14 protein-coding genes are annotated in these 15454 nt (G+C 48.7%); 2 read left to right on the top strand and 12 right to left on the bottom strand.

The features are described 5' to 3' along the window. Nucleotides 1-79: 79 nt before the first annotated feature. Complete coding sequence (gene azu, locus BLT32_RS11550; protein ID WP_053954420.1) at nt 80-526, bottom strand: azurin; 447 nt, start codon at nt 524-526, stop codon at nt 80-82. Nucleotides 527-635: 109 nt separating this feature from the next. Here azu and BLT32_RS11545 point away from each other — a divergent pair, with 109 nt between their 5' ends. Next, complete coding sequence (locus BLT32_RS11545) at nt 636-1787, top strand: trans-sulfuration enzyme family protein (protein ID WP_053954419.1); 1152 nt, start codon at nt 636-638, stop codon at nt 1785-1787. Here BLT32_RS11545 and BLT32_RS11540 read toward each other — a convergent pair. From BLT32_RS11540 to BLT32_RS11515, 6 genes are all read right to left on the bottom strand, one after another. Then, nucleotides 1784-3472 carry an NAD-dependent malic enzyme gene (locus tag BLT32_RS11540; RefSeq protein ID WP_053954418.1) on the bottom strand — a complete coding sequence of 563 codons (1689 nt, stop codon included), beginning with the start codon at nt 3470-3472 and terminating at the stop codon, nt 1784-1786. The genes BLT32_RS11545 and BLT32_RS11540 overlap by 4 nt on opposite strands. A gap of 252 nt (nt 3473-3724) precedes the next feature. Then, a complete protein-coding gene (locus tag BLT32_RS11535) occupies nt 3725-4102 on the bottom strand; it encodes a helix-turn-helix domain-containing protein (RefSeq protein ID WP_053954448.1) in 378 nt (125 codons plus the stop codon). 10 nt (nt 4103-4112) lie between these two features. Continuing rightward, nucleotides 4113-4412, bottom strand: a complete 300-nt coding sequence (locus BLT32_RS11530) for a type II toxin-antitoxin system HigB family toxin (protein WP_053954417.1) — start codon at nt 4410-4412, stop codon at nt 4113-4115. A gap of 447 nt (nt 4413-4859) precedes the next feature. Next, entirely contained in the window at nt 4860-5606 is a 747-nt protein-coding gene (murI, locus tag BLT32_RS11525; protein ID WP_053954416.1) for a glutamate racemase, read from the bottom strand. 6 nt (nt 5607-5612) lie between these two features. Further along, complete coding sequence (locus BLT32_RS11520; protein ID WP_053954415.1) at nt 5613-7874, bottom strand: heavy metal translocating P-type ATPase; 2262 nt, start codon at nt 7872-7874, stop codon at nt 5613-5615. After that, entirely contained in the window at nt 7867-8526 is a 660-nt protein-coding gene (locus tag BLT32_RS11515; protein WP_053954414.1) for a DUF998 domain-containing protein, read from the bottom strand. The genes BLT32_RS11520 and BLT32_RS11515 overlap by 8 nt, the downstream gene beginning before the upstream one ends. Before the next feature lie 69 nt (nt 8527-8595). Here BLT32_RS11515 and BLT32_RS11510 point away from each other — a divergent pair, with 69 nt between their 5' ends. After that, nucleotides 8596-9345 (top strand): 3',5'-cyclic-nucleotide phosphodiesterase, encoded by a 750-nt coding sequence (locus tag BLT32_RS11510; protein ID WP_053954413.1) that lies wholly within the window; start codon nt 8596-8598, stop codon nt 9343-9345. Nucleotides 9346-9528: 183 nt separating this feature from the next. Here BLT32_RS11510 and BLT32_RS11505 read toward each other — a convergent pair whose 3' ends face one another. The 5 genes from BLT32_RS11505 to guaB form a co-directional block, all read right to left on the bottom strand. Then, the gene (locus BLT32_RS11505) at nt 9529-10053 is read right to left on the bottom strand and encodes a hypothetical protein (protein ID WP_053954412.1); all 525 of its coding nucleotides are present in this window, start codon (nt 10051-10053) and stop codon (nt 9529-9531) included. Nucleotides 10054-10142: 89 nt separating this feature from the next. Further along, the gene (locus BLT32_RS11500; protein WP_053954411.1) at nt 10143-11354 is read right to left on the bottom strand and encodes a type II toxin-antitoxin system HipA family toxin; all 1212 of its coding nucleotides are present in this window, start codon (nt 11352-11354) and stop codon (nt 10143-10145) included. A gap of 5 nt (nt 11355-11359) precedes the next feature. Further along, the gene (locus tag BLT32_RS11495) at nt 11360-11611 is read right to left on the bottom strand and encodes a helix-turn-helix transcriptional regulator (protein ID WP_058576717.1); all 252 of its coding nucleotides are present in this window, start codon (nt 11609-11611) and stop codon (nt 11360-11362) included. Between the two features lie 317 nt (nt 11612-11928). Beyond that, nucleotides 11929-13506, bottom strand: a complete 1578-nt coding sequence (gene guaA / locus BLT32_RS11490) for a glutamine-hydrolyzing GMP synthase (protein ID WP_053954409.1) — start codon at nt 13504-13506, stop codon at nt 11929-11931. Between the two features lie 11 nt (nt 13507-13517). Beyond that, entirely contained in the window at nt 13518-14987 is a 1470-nt protein-coding gene (guaB, locus tag BLT32_RS11485) for an IMP dehydrogenase (protein WP_053954408.1), read from the bottom strand. Nucleotides 14988-15454: the final 467 nt, after the last annotated feature.

The raw sequence follows: 15454 nt of genomic DNA, 5'->3' as shown, positions 1-15454 counted from the left end.
TCGGTTAACTCCAAAAAAACTGCAGCCCAATGGCTGCAGCTGTATCATCTCATTGTGTCAGTAATTCTGCTATTAACAGTTACTTAATAGAGAATGTACCTTGCATGATGGCTGAGTGACCCGGGAAAGTACAAAAGAACTTGTACTCACCGTCAGCACTCATACCTTCAGTAGAAAACGTCACTGAGGTCTCTTCACCACCGCCGATAACATCAGTTGCGGCAATAACGGCGTCAGACTCTGGCACATAATTGCTTTCCAGACCTGCTGACATACCCTGCTGCACGACCGACTGCATGTCACCCGCTTCACTTAATACCCAGTTGTGTCCCATAACTTTTTTGTCCAACTTACCTGAGTGCGTCAGAGTTAAAGTTACTTCGCTACAGCTGGCAGGAACTGATAGCTCCTTTTTATCAAACCTCATGTTGTCAGTGCTATCGATAGTGAGCTCACATTCGTTGGCTTGCGCTGCGTTTGCGACAAACAACAATGAACCTGCTAATAAAGACAAAATATAACGCATTACAATACTCCTTCATGTAGGATGAAACGAACTACTTCCTTATTACGTAAAATCTCGCATTGAGATTACTTTGTACGAGATATTTACACGATAACCTTACGAGACTTCTATGACGACAACACGTTTTTCATCACAGTCTGTGCTCGCACAAGGCGGAATCAATAAATACATTAAAGATGTATCTATTATTCCCCCAGTATACACATCTACCACCTATCTACGCGACAGCGATAACCAGTACCGCTCCGGTTTGGTGTATTCCAGAGCTGACAACCCGACCTATCGCCCGGCTGAAAAGCTTCTGGCAGAGCTTGAAAACGCTGTTGATGCTCGCTTGTTTGCCTCTGGTATGGCGGCAGCGACAGCGGTCTTTCAAGCCTTAAAACCCGGTGACTCCATTATAGCACCTAAGGTGATGTACTGGGCGCTGCGCCAGTGGCTGAAAACCTTTGGTCAGGACACCGGATTACACATACGTTTTGTAGACACGAGTAACCTCGAAGAGTTGCAAGAGTCAGTCAATGAGAAAGCACCGACTCTTATTTGGTTAGAAACACCGGGGAACCCGCTGTGGACAGTTACCGATATAGAAGCCGTGTCGGCTATTGCAAAAAGTTGCGGAGCGCTACTGGCGGTAGACTCCACCGTTGCAACACCATTACTCACTAAGCCGTTGGATTTAAGTGCCGATATTGTCATGCATTCAGCCACCAAATATCTAAACGGTCACTCTGATGTTATTTCTGGTGCGTTGGCGGCGCGGGAAAACAATGAGTTCTGGCAGCGGTTAGTGGCTATTCGCGCACAAAGTGGTGCAGTACCCAGTCCTCAAGATGCGTCCCAGCTGCTGCGCGGCATGCGTACCTTATTTTTACGAGTGCGCGAGAGCTGTCAAAATGCGCTGTACATTGCTGAGCAGTTAGAGCAACACCCTAACATCGTCGAAGTGCTGTATCCGGGGCTTAAAAGCTTTGCCGGGCATGAGGTTGCCGCGAAGCAAATGCAGGGAGGCTTTGGCGGTATGTTGTCTATTCGTCTGGCGGGTGGTGAGAAAGCCGCTATTGCCGTTGCTGCGCAAACTCAGCTTTGGCATCGCGCTACGTCATTAGGTGGCGTAGAGAGTCTAATTGAGCACCGCGCCAGTATTGAAGGACCAGACACCCCGGTTCCTTCAGACTTATTGCGTTTGTCGGTCGGTATCGAAAGCGCCGACGACCTGCTGAAAGACTTACAACAGGCCATCGACAGCGCACACGCTTAAATGCTGACGCGCTTATAAAAGCGGTATTCCGGCTTCCAGAAATTGTTGTCGATGCGCTCACGCAGCGTATCGTCATCAATTTCAAGCGCCAGGCCTTCCCGCTGAGCCACTTTACCCACCGCAAACGCAATGTCTTTACTAAGTTGAGTTAAGTCATTGAACGCCGGTAATAGCGCGTCACCTTTCCCGTTTGCGCTCGGAGAAGCCTCAGCCAGCGTTTTACTGGCCACACGTAGCATTTCATCGCTAACCAGACGCGCCTTAACCGACAACACACCCAGACCAATGCCCGGGAAAATGTAACTGTTGTTACACTGCGCTATCGGATACAACTGACCGTCATACTCAACCTCGCCAAAGGGGCTACCGGTCGCCACAATTGCCTTGCCTTTCGTCCATTTAAGAACATCAGCCGGATGCGCTTCCACGTGCTTAGACGGGTTGCTCAATGGGAAAATAATAGGCCGCTCGACATTTTTTGCCATCGCCTCAATCACTTGCTCGGTAAACAAGCCAGCCTGCCCGGACACACCAATGAGAATATCTGGCTCAGCACAATGCATTACATCCAGCAACGACGGATAGTCACCACTGTATTCCCAGTCGTTTAAATCATCGGTTTTTTGCGCCAACGCCTGCTGGAAGTCGCGTAAACCATCCATGGTGTCCATGACCAAACCATAACGGTCAACCATGAAAATTTGCTTCTTCGCCTGCTCCTCCGTTAAGCCCTCAGCAGTCATTTGAATCATAACCTGCTCAGCAATACCACAACCCGCAGAGCCGGCACCAACAAACACCACTTTCTGCTCGCTGAGCTTTTTACCTTTCTGGCGACACGCCGCCAATAAAGTACCCACGGTGACAGACGCCGTTCCCTGAATATCATCGTTAAAGCAGCAGACTTCATCACGATAGCGACGCAGCAGTGGCATCGCATTAGGCTGAGCAAAGTCCTCAAACTGCAGCATCACTTCCGGCCAACGTTTAGTAACAGCTTTAATAAATTTATCCAGGAAATCGTCGTACTCTTCCTGATTAATACGCTTGTGACGCGCGCCCATGTACATTGGGTCTTCCAGCAGTTTTTCATTGTTGGTGCCTACATCCAGCATCACCGGCAAGGTGTACGCAGGGCTAATACCACCACAAGCGGTATACAGCGACAGCTTTCCAATTGGAATGCCCATGCCACCAATGCCCTGGTCACCCAAGCCCAGAATGCGTTCTCCGTCGGTGACGACTATGACTTTTACTTTTTGCTTCGTGGCGTTGCGCAAAATGTCGTCCAGCTGGTCGCGTTCAGAATAAGAAATGAACAAGCCGCGTGAGCTGCGGTAAATATCCGAGAATTTTTCACAAGCATCACCCACCGTCGGGGTGTAGATGATTGGCATCATCTCTTCCAGATGATCCGCCAGTAAGCGGTAGAACAAGGTTTCGTTGTTGTCCTGAATAGCGCGCAGATAAATGTGCTTATTCAAAGGCGTTTCAAAGCTCTTGTACTGCATGTACGCCCGCTCAGCCTGCTCTTCAATGCTCTCGTAGCGAGGCGGCAATAGCCCCGTCAGGTTAAACGCCGCGCGCTCTTCCTTACTGAACGCACTGCCTTTGTTCAGCAACGGGGTTTCCAACAAATTCGGACCAGAATAAGGAATATAAAGCGGGCGCTGCGTCTGCGGCATAAGTACAAACTCCTGAAAGCCAAAGTAATACGAATATCATAGCAAAACGCGGCTGCGATTCACATGTTTCGCTGGGCTTGGGAGGAAGCGGCTGTTAAGGCGCATGTTTCGCTGGAGCGTTGAAGGGCTTTATGCCAGAGACGCTGCAAGTTCATCCATGAACGCTTGACGAAGGCCATCCATGGCCTTCGACACTCTGACATAAAGCCCTTCAACACTCGTAACGCTTACATGCGCCTTAACAACCGCTCATCAAGCTTCAGTTCGATCTAGTTCGTAATCCATAACCAGGCATTCCAGAGGTATATGTAAGCCGCTATGAAGGCGTCGAATCATAGGCAGCGTTAAACGCCGTTTCCGATTTAAAACCTCACTAACCCGACTCCTCTGACCTAAAAATGGCACCAAGTCAGAATCTCTCAGGCCCTCCTGATCCATTCTGAATTTAATCGCTTCCACAGGATCGGGCGCATCGATTTTATACTTCGCTTCTTCATACGCTTCGATCAAAGTCACCAGAATATCAAGTTCATCAGCCGCTTCTGTGTTGGGTTCAGCATCCCAAAGCTCATCAATACGAGCCAGTGCACGCTGATGATCCTCAGCTGTTTTTATGGGCTTTATAGTCATACCCTCACCTCTAAATTGTTTCTGCATCAATTGCGTCGTATTGCTTATGCGTACCAACGAAACGAATGTAAATCATCGAGAACTCATACTTCATCGCGACAACAAGCCGGTACTTGTTACCGTGGATATTAAACACAACCCGATTATTAGCTATAAAACTCGCATGCCGGTATTGCTCTTTTATATCCTGGGGCTTTTCCCATGACGCATATCGAGCTTCATCGAACCACGCTTTTAAAGGTTGCTCTGCATCCCTGTAGCTAGGCTTTTCCCAAAACTCGCGAAGAGTTGCCCTTGATATAATTCTCATGAACGTAGTTATCCCTAACCTAATTTCCCATTATGGGAAAAAAAGAAGTTTTGTCAATAAAATTCCCAATACGGGAAATAAACCTTTTTATCTATTGAGAGTAGCTACATTTCACAAGAAGAAAATAAGAGAAGGATTAAAGAGGCATAAGAATTAATATGCTAGAGGCGTAGCATGATATTTATGTCAGGTGGGATACCGCGTGCGTTGCAAAGAGAGCCTTTGACTTAGTACATCAGAGGCTACGTATCGGTTATAAACGCGGAATAGCGAGTGCTTCAAGGGTTACCAGTGGGGCTTTGGAGGTGTGCAGCGCCATGGATGGCGCTGCTCAAGCCCTACAGGGACGTACTCGCGGGCGTCCTCCAAAGCCCCACTGATAACCGCAGCACTCGCGTTGTCCTCCATATCTCACCTGACATAAATGTCAGGCTACGTGGGTCCAGGCTAAAGTTTTAGGCCCCAGCGGGTGGCGGTGCGTTTGACGGCGTCGACGTTTTCGGTGGCGATGATGTGCAGCGGTGTGCTTTCAAACTGGGCGCTTAAGTCCAGGTGTTGCTTTAGCCAGGCCAGCATGGCCTCGCCGGAATGGATGGTTTTGGCGCCGTTGAAGTAGTCGGAAATGCTCTCGGCTATCAGCGGAAAGTGCGTACAGCCCAGAAGCACCACATCAGGCTTTTCAAGCTTGCTGAAATAATGCTTAAAGGTTTCCTGCAGTATCGGCCCGTCGTAAAGCTCTTCTTCGACAATAGGCACAAACAGCGGCGTAGGCATGGCGTCTACCTGACTATAGCCCAACGCTTGTATCTGCTGCTGATAGGCACCGGAATTTATGGTTGAACGCGTAGCAATAACCAGTACCCGGGCGCTGGTATCAATACCCTGCAGTTGCTGCAATGCCATAACACCTGGCTCCAGCACCCCGTAAACTGGCTTGTTAGAGAACTTTTGCATTTGCTCTAATGCGGTCACACTCACGGTGTTACAGGCCACTACCAGGCAATCTACATCGGCGCCGTTAAAAAACTCCACAGCTTCCAGCGCGTAGCGCGTTACCGTATTGCTGTCTTTGCTACCGTAAGGCACTCGGGCGGTGTCTCCGTAATACAGCAGCTCGCTGAAACAACCGCTTTGCTGCAACGATCGAGCTACCGTTAAACCACCCACACCGCTGTCAAAAACTCCGACTTTCATGTCTGTTTATTCCTTTTCCGCCTGTGCGCCCAGGCTTACCGTTTTAAGACGCAGCGCGTTAGTTATGACAAAGACGCTGGACAGCGCCATCGCACCTGCCGCCAGCATCGGCGACAGCAAAATCCCGAAAAACGGATACAGTACACCCGCCGCGACAGGAATCAGCGCAGTATTATAAGCAAACGCCCAGAATAAATTCTGACGAATGTTGCGCATAGTCGCTTCCGACAGCGCAAATGATTGTTGCACCACGGTCAGATTATCTGACATCAGCACCACATCGGCGGATTCAATCGCCACGTCGGTGCCCGTGCCTATAGCAAAGCCCACGTCAGCAGAGGCCAATGCCGGCGCATCATTAATACCGTCCCCTACAAATATGACTTGACCCCACTCCTTCTTAAGGCGCTTTACGGCATCCACTTTGCCATCGGGTTTAACGTTAGCCACCACCTCGTCAATGCCCAGTTCTTTCGCAATGCGTTTTGCAGTGGACTCGGCATCTCCTGTGACCATTGCCGTTTTCAGGCCGTCGTCATGCAAGCGTTTAATCAATTCTTTGGCGCTGGACTTAATAGGATCATCCTGAGTAAATACCGCAGCCAGCTTTCCATCGACCGCCACATAAATGGGTGTGCGGCCGCTTTCAGACCAGCTTTTCGCGTCATCAGGTTCGTTATCAAGCGCAATACCGTTGTCCTGCATCAGCTCGCTGGTACCAATATAAAGCGTTTTACCATCGACTTTACCCGTAGCACCCAAGCCGGAAATGGCTTCAAAGCTGTCGGGTTCGCTCACTTTAATGTCCTGCTCTTTGGCGTAGTTGACCAGAGCTTCTGCGGTGGGGTGCTCTGACTTAGCTTCAACCGAGGCTGCTAATGTCAGTACCTCTTTTTCCTCAAAGTCACTCAGGGTAAGCCAGTCGGTAATGGTCGGTTTGCCTTCTGTCAGCGTGCCGGTTTTATCAAAAATAACGCCTTTCGACTGCTGCAACGCCTGCAGAGCACTGCCCTGACGGAACAGTACGCCCATTTCAGCACCGCGACCTGTACCCACCATAATAGACGTAGGCGTTGCCAGCCCCATTGCGCAGGGGCAGGCAATAATTAGCACCGCCACCGCGTTAACCAGCGCAAAGGTCAGTGCTGACTCACTGGCCACAAAGTACCACACCACAAAGGTTAGCAACGCCACCAGCATGACCGCCGGTACAAACCATAATGTAATACGGTTCACAGTATCCTGAATCGGCAATTTACTGCCCTGAGCCTGCTCAACCATACGGATAATCTGCGCCAGCACGGTGCCTTCGCCGGTCGCTGTGACCTTAAACCGCAGCGTGCCTTTTTCATTAAGCGTACCGCCGACCACTTTGTCGCCTTTTTCTTTATGTACCGGCTCGGGTTCGCCGGTAATCATGGCTTCGTTCACATAACTGTCACCGGAAGACACTTCGCCATCCAGTGCAATACGCTCGCCCGGACGCACTTCAATTTCATCACCTTTACCCAGTTCAGCAATATCGACTTCGGTCACCTCACCGTCCCGCACGACTCGTGCGGTTTTACTTTGCAGACTCATCAGTCGCTGAATAGCATCGGACGTATGGCTTTTGGCACGCGCTTCCATAAAGCGCCCCGCCAATATCAGCGTGACAATAACCGCAGAAGCTTCGAAGTAAACGTTCACTGACTCGCTGGGCAGCCAGGAGGGAACTATTGTTGCCACGACCGAGTAACCCCAGGCGGCGGTAGCGCCCAAAGCCACCAGGGAGTTCATGTCCGGCGCCCCACGGAATAAAGCAGGCATACCCAACTTATAAAAACGCGCGCCAGGAACCGCTAATACCACCGTAGTAAGCACTAACTGTATCCACCAGCTGGTCTGTAAGCCCAGTGAGTTATGCACCCACTCGGAAAATACCGGCACCATATGGTTGCCCATGGCCAGTATAAACACCGGCAGCGTCAGCAATGCAGAAAGCCATAACTGGCCTTTTAACGTGCGCATTTCTTTTGCCTGTTGCTCACGCTGTTCGCGCATTTGTTTGTCGCGATCAACCACTTCGTGGGCATCGTAGCCTGCGTCCTGCACCGCTTTAATCAAGTCATCCACGGATAGCTTGTCAGCATAGGTCACTTCGGCGCTGTCCGACGCCAGGTTCACCGACGCTTCCACACCCTCTAATCCGTTCAGCGCTTTGTCCACACGACCGGCGCACGACCCACAACTCATTCCCTGAATGCCTAAACGAACAGATTTACTCATGCTGCGCTCCCGTTGTTTGACCGCCATTGGCCTGCGAATCTTTCAGCCACAGTAGCAGCCAGAAGACAATTAATTGCGCCACTTCAACATAACGTTGTACTGCGCCCCGAATCTCAGCCAGCTCCGGCGAAGTCATCAACAGGAAGCCTAAGGCAACAATAAACGCTAATAATACAAAAGCCGCGCGAACCGGCCAGGTGGTTTTCGGCGTCAGCGCCAATAACAATGCCCCCAACGCAAAACCAAAGTAACTGATAACGGCAATACCGTTATGTATCGCCTGCGAACTTGAGCCGTCTACCGGACAGCCGGTGTCGCAAGGCGCCAGCGCACTGCCAATATAAGCCAGCGGATAGAAAAACAATAATGACCAACCAAACTGACTAACGCCTTTTACTCGTATGTGTGGGCGTACAGTGAGCAGCAAACCCGCCGCAATCATGCCCAGCGGAATAAAGCCGACCCAACCCAAAACACCTGCCGCCTGAGTGCCGGTGGCATTAATTTCGCTAATATACTGACTCATATGCGAAAAACCCGGCTTAACCCAACTGGCAACCAGCTGTAAACCAATCCAAAAGACGGTCAGAATAATGAGTTGCGGTAATATGGGTGAGCTGTGCTGTGCAGGTGTATTGTCGGCTTCGGGCATGACGCCTCCTCGGCTGTTTTTAAGTATGATACTCTTTCATCCCAGTGTAATCCAAGATGGGTGTCATTTGTGAATATTCAAGTGTTAGGTTGCAGTGGTGGTTTGAGCGGCGACAATAAAAATGGTTCCACCTGCATTCAGCTGCGCTCCAACATCATTATTGACGCCGGCACCGGCTTAAACCGTTTAAGCCTGGCGCAAATGCGGCAAGTGCGTCATGTCTTTTTGACCCATTCCCATATGGACCACATTGCCGCACTCCCCACGTTTTTAAGCAATCAATACGACAGTGAGCACTTACCCGTTACGGTTTACGCTTTGCCGCATACCCTGGCAAAACTGCGTGACAATATTTTTAATGGTGACATATGGCCAGAGTTCAGCAGCATGACCGAAGGTGCCGGAGCCATTTTAAAATTTGAAGAAATTCAGCCCGGCCATTGCGTGGATATTGATGACATGAGCATTAAAGCTTTTGAAGTGGAGCATAGCGTGCCAACCGTCGGTTACAGCGTGAAGAACAACGGCCAACACTTTGTCTTTTGTGCGGATACCATTGCCGGCAGCGTTTTAACCCAGCAACTCAACGCACTCGGTGACATTGATACATTAATGCTGGAATGCGCTTTTCCCGATGAGCTCATGGACGTCGCACAGAAAACCAAACACATGACACCAAGCTTGCTCCGGGAAGCTTTAGCCAGTTTAAAGCTACAGCCCAAAGAGCTTTGGGTGACTCATCTAAAACCCAGTTACGAAGCACAGCTACGAGAGCTACTCACAAAAACACCACCGCATAAAAATACGGTGGTGCTTTAATTCAAGGTAGGGGAATCACTTGTTTCGCTTGAGCATAAAGCCCCTTATGTCGGAGACGCTACAAGCTCATCCATGAGGGCTTGACGAAGGCCTTCCGTGGCCTTCGACACTCCGTCATTAGGGGCTTCATACTCTTTGCGCTCACAAGCGACTCTCCCTACCTTTCAATGCTTGTATCAACGCTTAGAAGCTGTAAGTAACACCTAAGTGAACTTCGTTGTCGATGCTGTTGAAGTTACCGCGGAAACCCGCGTCAGCTGAGAAGCGGTCAGTAAACGCATAACGTAAACGTGCGCTAACCGATGCAAAGCCGTCTAAACCCCAGTCGTAACCCGCATCAACAATTGCGGTAGTCTGCTGACTTAACTTGGTCATAGCGCCGATACCAGCATAAGCGCTAGTGTCATCGCTGTTACCAAAGTCATAATGACTAACACCACCTTTCAAGAAAGTGTTGAACTGGCGGTCTGCACCCATATCCAGAAAATACTTAGCGCCAGCGCGAAGTGAGTAATCACCCATGTCGGTAAATTGCACTTCGCCAACCCAGTTGTCGGCAATACTCGTTGAGCCTTCTACATAAAAGTCTGAGTTGTAAAAGTCGTTAAAACCACCGCTAATATAATTAACACTGTCAGCATTGCTCGCTGCTGAGAAGAAAAGCGAACCACTTGCAATTAGCGCTGTTGATAATACGAACTTTTTCATGACTTACCTCCTTGGTTACAATAATTCTATTATCGCACCTAAAAGGCTTTTCAACAGGCTTCTCACTGTAAAAGTTCGGTAAAACTAAGTTAGGTATATTTTCGTCTTTTATGATGCCGGAAGCCTTTAATGGTTGGCTGGGATACCATTACACGAGATAGATGTTGCTCCAGTGACTCTTTTAGCTCAGGGAAAATAGCCCAGTCCGAAAAATCATTAATAAAGTCAGATAACTTATCCGCCATCACTTCTATTTGCTCAAGGGGTTTCGCTATACCAAAATCCTCACCCAACTTTCTTAAATAATAAGCCGATGGAAAGGCTTTGCTTCCATACAACTTAAGCGCCATATCGTTATCTATGGTCGGATAAATAATTGTATGCGTCACATCGTAAATAGGCGTCAGTCGAATATCGTTGTTATTCGCAACATCGTAAAAAATGGAAAAGTTTTTAAGGTGAGCATCCCCATTACCAATCAGAACATTAAAAACAATGTACTGATACAACTTATTAAGCTGCTTTGTGCTCTGCGTAAATAATTTAACCACTTTCATAACTTGCTCATAACTTGAGCGATATTTGTCAGTCGAGTCTCTTTTGGTGAGTACACAAAAATCCTCAACTGCGTATTTTTTATCACCATTAATATCGAAGCGTCTCATGACAAAGTTCTGCCTATCATCAGACAACCAAAAGTCAGGTGTCTCTAAGTCACAAAACTTAGCCGCAGACATACAGATAAACTCATTGGCGGTGAGTTTAGGAAATTCTTCATCGGAGGTTTTAATGATCAAATCCGGATAAACTAACGTCGCTTTTTCTGAGGGAACAACAACTTTTGGTTGAACTCCAGATATCGCTGTTTGCAAATAGTAACGCTCAAGAAGCTGCGGAAATAACAACTCTTTTGAATTATCCCAAGACAAAATATCTTGCAGAGACGTTTTCTCCAGAGGTCTTTGCGGCAACTCATTATTCCGATAATTAATAGCGCCAATTCCGTTATCCCCCTGCAGCGCTAACAGATACATGTCGTTTACAATCGCATAGCGCCTTAATCGCTCCTCAATATATCGACGCACAAAACCTTCCGGCAAGTTCATCGTAAAAATTGGTGGTAACTTTCCTGACGAATACGGATCCAGCCGGTTGGGCATAGAAAGAGACACCGGACAGGCGTTTTTTTCGTAGCTAAAGCTATACTGAGCACCATGAACCAGCCGCCCCGCCAGTTGGTCGTTCAGGTATATCTCGAGTTCTCTTATACGCGATGGATACTGAGCTAATTCATCAGCCATTTTATTCAGTCCTCCATCGGGAATAAGTCATCAAGCTCTTCAAACGTCGGCATTTTTGTTTTCGTAATGGCCAGCGAATAGCCAAAGAGCATTAGGTACCTTTCAAACGTCGCAATCGAGCCCAGGTAAACACCTCTCTCAATTGCTGAAATAGTTTGACGATTACTTTTAATCTTCTCCGCAGCTTCCGTTTGTGACATTTTTTGAGCCTTACGCTCTTGCTGAAGCTGCTTACCAATTTCTTTTCGTGGAGTCATAACAAATAGTTTTTTGACAAATATATTTGTCATAATAGTAAAAAACACAGAAATGACAAGAATAACTGTCAAAATAACTTATTCGCTAGTAATGAAGAACTGTCGGGGGAGAGCTCAAAAGGCAGTTGAGGCACTTGCAAGCGTTACGAGTGTTAAGGCACGTTATGCCAGAGTGTCGAAGGTATCAGCTATTGACGTAACGCTGTCGCAGGAAAATCTGGAGAAAGTGTGCAGCGCCATGGACGGCGCTCTCAAGCCCCACAGGGATGTACTTGCGGGCGTCTTTCGGAAGGTTCCCTGCGACAGCCAGTCAATAGCTATTCCCACTCTATCGTTGCGGGAGGCTTACCAGAGATGTCGTAAGTCACACGGGAGATGCCGTTAACTTCATTAATAATGCGGTTAGAGACTTTCTCCAACAGTTCATAAGGCAGGTGTGCCCAACGTGCCGTCATGAAGTCGATGGTCTCAACGGCACGAATCGCAATAACCCAGTCATACTTACGCTGGTCACCCATAACGCCCACAGAACGCACCGGCAGGAATACCGCAAATGCCTGGCTGACTTTGTGATACCAGTCTGCATTGTGCAGCTCTTCAATGAAGATAGCATCAGCACGACGCAGCAAGTCACAGTACTCTTTCTTAATTTCGCCCAATACACGAACGCCTAAGCCTGGCCCAGGGAACGGATGGCGATACAGCATGTTATACGGCAAGCCAAGCTCCAGACCTATTTTGCGCACCTCGTCTTTAAACAATTCACGCAATGGCTCAACCAGCTTCAAACGCATATCTTCAGGCAAGCCGCCCACATTATGGTGTGACTTAATGACGTGCGCCTTACCCGTTTTCGAGCCCGCCGACTCAATCACGTCAGGGTAAATAGTTCCCTGTGCTAACCAATCCACTTCGGTCAGCTTACCGGCTTCTTCATCAAAAATCTCAATGAAGGTATTACCGATAATTTTACGCTTCTTCTCCGGGTCATTTTCGCCTTTAAGCGCATCTAAGAAGCGATCTTCAGCGGCAATAGGCAGAATGTTCAGGCCATAATGGTCGCCGAACATTTCCATCACTTGCTCTGCTTCATTTAAGCGCAGCAAACCGTTATCTACGAAAATACAGGTCAGTTGGTCGCCAATGGCACGGTGCAACAGCATTGCCGTAACCGATGAATCAACACCGCCCGACAAGCCCAGAATGACTTTGTCAGTACCGACTTGTTCGCGAATACGCTCTACCGCGTCATCAATAATCTTCGCCGGTGTCCATTGCTTTTCACAGCCGCAAATACCGCTGACAAAGTGCTCCAACATACGCTCGCCCTGGCGGGTATGTGTTACTTCCGGGTGAAACTGAACACCATAAAATTGACGCTCTTCGTCCGCCATTGCTGCATAAGGGCAGTAAGACGTTTTTGCGACGGTGTGGAAGCCTTCAGGAATAGCTTCAACCTTGTCACCGTGACTCATCCAAACATCCAGTAGAGGCGCACCTGACTCAGAGACGGCATCTTCAATGGCTTCAAACAGAGGGCTTTTTTCCACCAGTTCAATTTGTGCGTAACCGAACTCGCGCTCTAATGAGCACTGCACTGAGCCGCCTAATTGATGCGCCATCGTTTGCATGCCGTAGCAAATACCAAACACAGGCACGCCGGCTTCGAATACATAGTCTGGCGCACGCGGCGAGCCTTCTTCAGCGACGCTTTCCGGACCACCAGAAAGAATAATGCCCTTCGGATTAAAATCCCGAATATCGGCTTCGTCAACGTCCCACGCCCAAAGCTCACAGTAAACACCTATTTCACGAATACGGCGGGCTATCAGCTGTGTATACTGCGAGCCAAAGTCTAAAATCAATATTCGGTGATCATGGATATCTCTAGTCATTCGTCATCCTGTTAAGAGCTGCGGTAGTTCGGTGCTTCTTTCGTAATATGCACATCGTGTACGTGTGATTCGCCCATGCCGGCAGCCGTCACTTTTACGAACTGCGGTTTGGTGCGCATGTCTTCAATAGTCGGGCAACCGGTCAAACCCATTGCCGAGCGCAGACCGCCCATTTGCTGATGGATAATGGCAGAAATTGGGCCTTTGTATGCGATGCGTCCTTCAATACCTTCCGGTACCAACTTGTCGGCTTCATTACTTTTCTGGAAGTAGCGGTCAGACGAGCCGTTGCTTTGGTTCATGGCGCCTAAGCTGCCCATACCACGGTACGATTTATAGTAGCGTCCCTGGTAAAGCTCGACTTCCCCCGGTGACTCTTCAGTACCGGCTAGCATGCTGCCAACCATAACGCAGTGCGCGCCAGCCGCCAGAGCTTTAGCAATGTCACCTGAAAAGCGAATACCGCCATCGGCAATAATAGGAACGCCAGAGCCTTTTAATGCATCAACCGCGTCACTAATGGCGCTGATTTGCGGCACACCACAACCGGTAACAATACGCGTTGTACAAATAGAGCCTGGACCAATACCAACTTTCACGGCATCGACGCCGGCTTCAACTAACGCCTTAGCGCCCGCTGCGGTCGCAACGTTGCCGGCAATAATTTGTAAATCGGGGTAGTCTTTACGCGCTTGTTTAACGCGGTCTAACACACCTTGTGAATGACCGTGCGAAGTATCAATAAGCAGTACATCAACACCCGCTTCAACTAAAAGCTGGATGCGCTCTTCCGTGCCAGCACCAACGCCAACCGCAGCACCAACACGTAAAGAGCCTTTTTCATCTTTACAGGCATTCGGTTTGTTTTCCGCTTTTTCAAAATCTTTCAGGGTTATCATGCCCTTCAGTTTGAAAGCGTCATCCACAACTAAAATCTTTTCAATACGATGCTTGTGCATAAGCTGCAGTATTTCATCGCTTTGTGCCGTTTCATGCACACTCACCAAGCGATCTTTGCCCGTCATGACATGGCGAATCTCTTTCGCGTCATCATCTTCAAAACGGGTATCACGGCCAGTCACAATACCGACTAAATCACCGTTTTTCTCAACCACAGGAAACCCCTGAAAGCCATGCTCGGCAGTCAGTTGTTTAATTTCACCAATGGTTGTTGTCGGTTGGACAGTAACAGGGTCTGTAACCATGCCACTTTCGTATTTTTTGACTTTACGGACGTGTGCAGCCTGCTGCTCTGGTGTCATGTTTTTGTGGACAAAACCAATACCACCTTCTTGCGCCAGCGCAATTGCCAATGCTGATTCGGTAACCGTATCCATGGCGGCCGAAACCATCGGAATATTCATTGAAATTCCACGCGTTAATTGCGTGCGTAAATCAGCGGTATGGGGGAGAACTTCGGAATGACCAGGAACGAGCAGAACGTCGTCAAAGGTCAAGGCTTCTTGGGCAATTCGCAGCATGTGCAACACTCCGTGACTGGATTCATGTTGCGGGTGGATTTTACCCGTTTTGCCCGGCTGACGCAAGCGGAAATAATGAATGCTGGGATGTATATTATGGAGCTGCCCGGACGCCGTAAACCCATATATGGACACCTCACATTACGCAAGTTGTTTAGTTACATAATTTCACCTTGTTGCTAACCAGCTTTGCGTGAGGTGGACAGGATAAAACTGCACTCGTATATACGGCCTGTTTTGAGCTGCAAGTGATTCCTCAGTGAGCTCTGGCCTTCATGGATAACCGCACCCTTGGCGCTATATCGTCCCTTCTGAGTTATAACTCACTAGGTTCTCTCGGCATCTCAAGGGTCGGTTTTACCTGTTGCACCATGCAACTACGCATTGCTGGATGAGACTTAAATACTGTTTTAATTCAATTTAAATTCCTGCTGCTTGTGTAGCATAGCCCAGGAGATTCGGGCCAG

This window comes from Idiomarina zobellii (assembly GCF_900100855.1).
GTDB lineage: Bacteria > Pseudomonadota > Gammaproteobacteria > Enterobacterales > Alteromonadaceae > Idiomarina > Idiomarina zobellii.
The sequence above is the reverse complement of the archived record's forward strand: the minus strand, read 5'-3'. Positions and strand labels throughout refer to the sequence as shown.

Bases quoted from the DNA above. Each gene is read 5' to 3' on its own strand.
- murI (WP_053954416.1), bottom strand. From the start codon at position 5,606: ATGAAAGTCGGAGTTTTTGACAGCGGTGTGGGTGGTTTAACGGTAGCT.
- BLT32_RS11495 (WP_058576717.1), bottom strand. From the start codon at position 11,611: ATGACTCCACGAAAAGAAATTGGTAAGCAGCTTCAGCAAGAGCGTAAG.
- BLT32_RS11540 (WP_053954418.1), bottom strand. From the start codon at position 3,472: ATGCCGCAGACGCAGCGCCCGCTTTATATTCCTTATTCTGGTCCGAAT.
- BLT32_RS11520 (WP_053954415.1), bottom strand. From the start codon at position 7,874: ATGAGTAAATCTGTTCGTTTAGGCATTCAGGGAATGAGTTGTGGGTCG.
- BLT32_RS11545 (WP_053954419.1), top strand. From the start codon at position 636: ATGACGACAACACGTTTTTCATCACAGTCTGTGCTCGCACAAGGCGGA.
- BLT32_RS11530 (WP_053954417.1), bottom strand. From the start codon at position 4,412: ATGAGAATTATATCAAGGGCAACTCTTCGCGAGTTTTGGGAAAAGCCT.
- BLT32_RS11535 (WP_053954448.1), bottom strand. From the start codon at position 4,102: ATGACTATAAAGCCCATAAAAACAGCTGAGGATCATCAGCGTGCACTG.
- BLT32_RS11515 (WP_053954414.1), bottom strand. From the start codon at position 8,526: ATGCCCGAAGCCGACAATACACCTGCACAGCACAGCTCACCCATATTA.
- guaB (WP_053954408.1), bottom strand. From the start codon at position 14,987: ATGCTGCGAATTGCCCAAGAAGCCTTGACCTTTGACGACGTTCTGCTC.
- BLT32_RS11505 (WP_053954412.1), bottom strand. From the start codon at position 10,053: ATGAAAAAGTTCGTATTATCAACAGCGCTAATTGCAAGTGGTTCGCTT.
- azu (WP_053954420.1), bottom strand. From the start codon at position 526: ATGCGTTATATTTTGTCTTTATTAGCAGGTTCATTGTTGTTTGTCGCA.
- guaA (WP_053954409.1), bottom strand. From the start codon at position 13,506: ATGACTAGAGATATCCATGATCACCGAATATTGATTTTAGACTTTGGC.
- BLT32_RS11500 (WP_053954411.1), bottom strand. From the start codon at position 11,354: ATGGCTGATGAATTAGCTCAGTATCCATCGCGTATAAGAGAACTCGAG.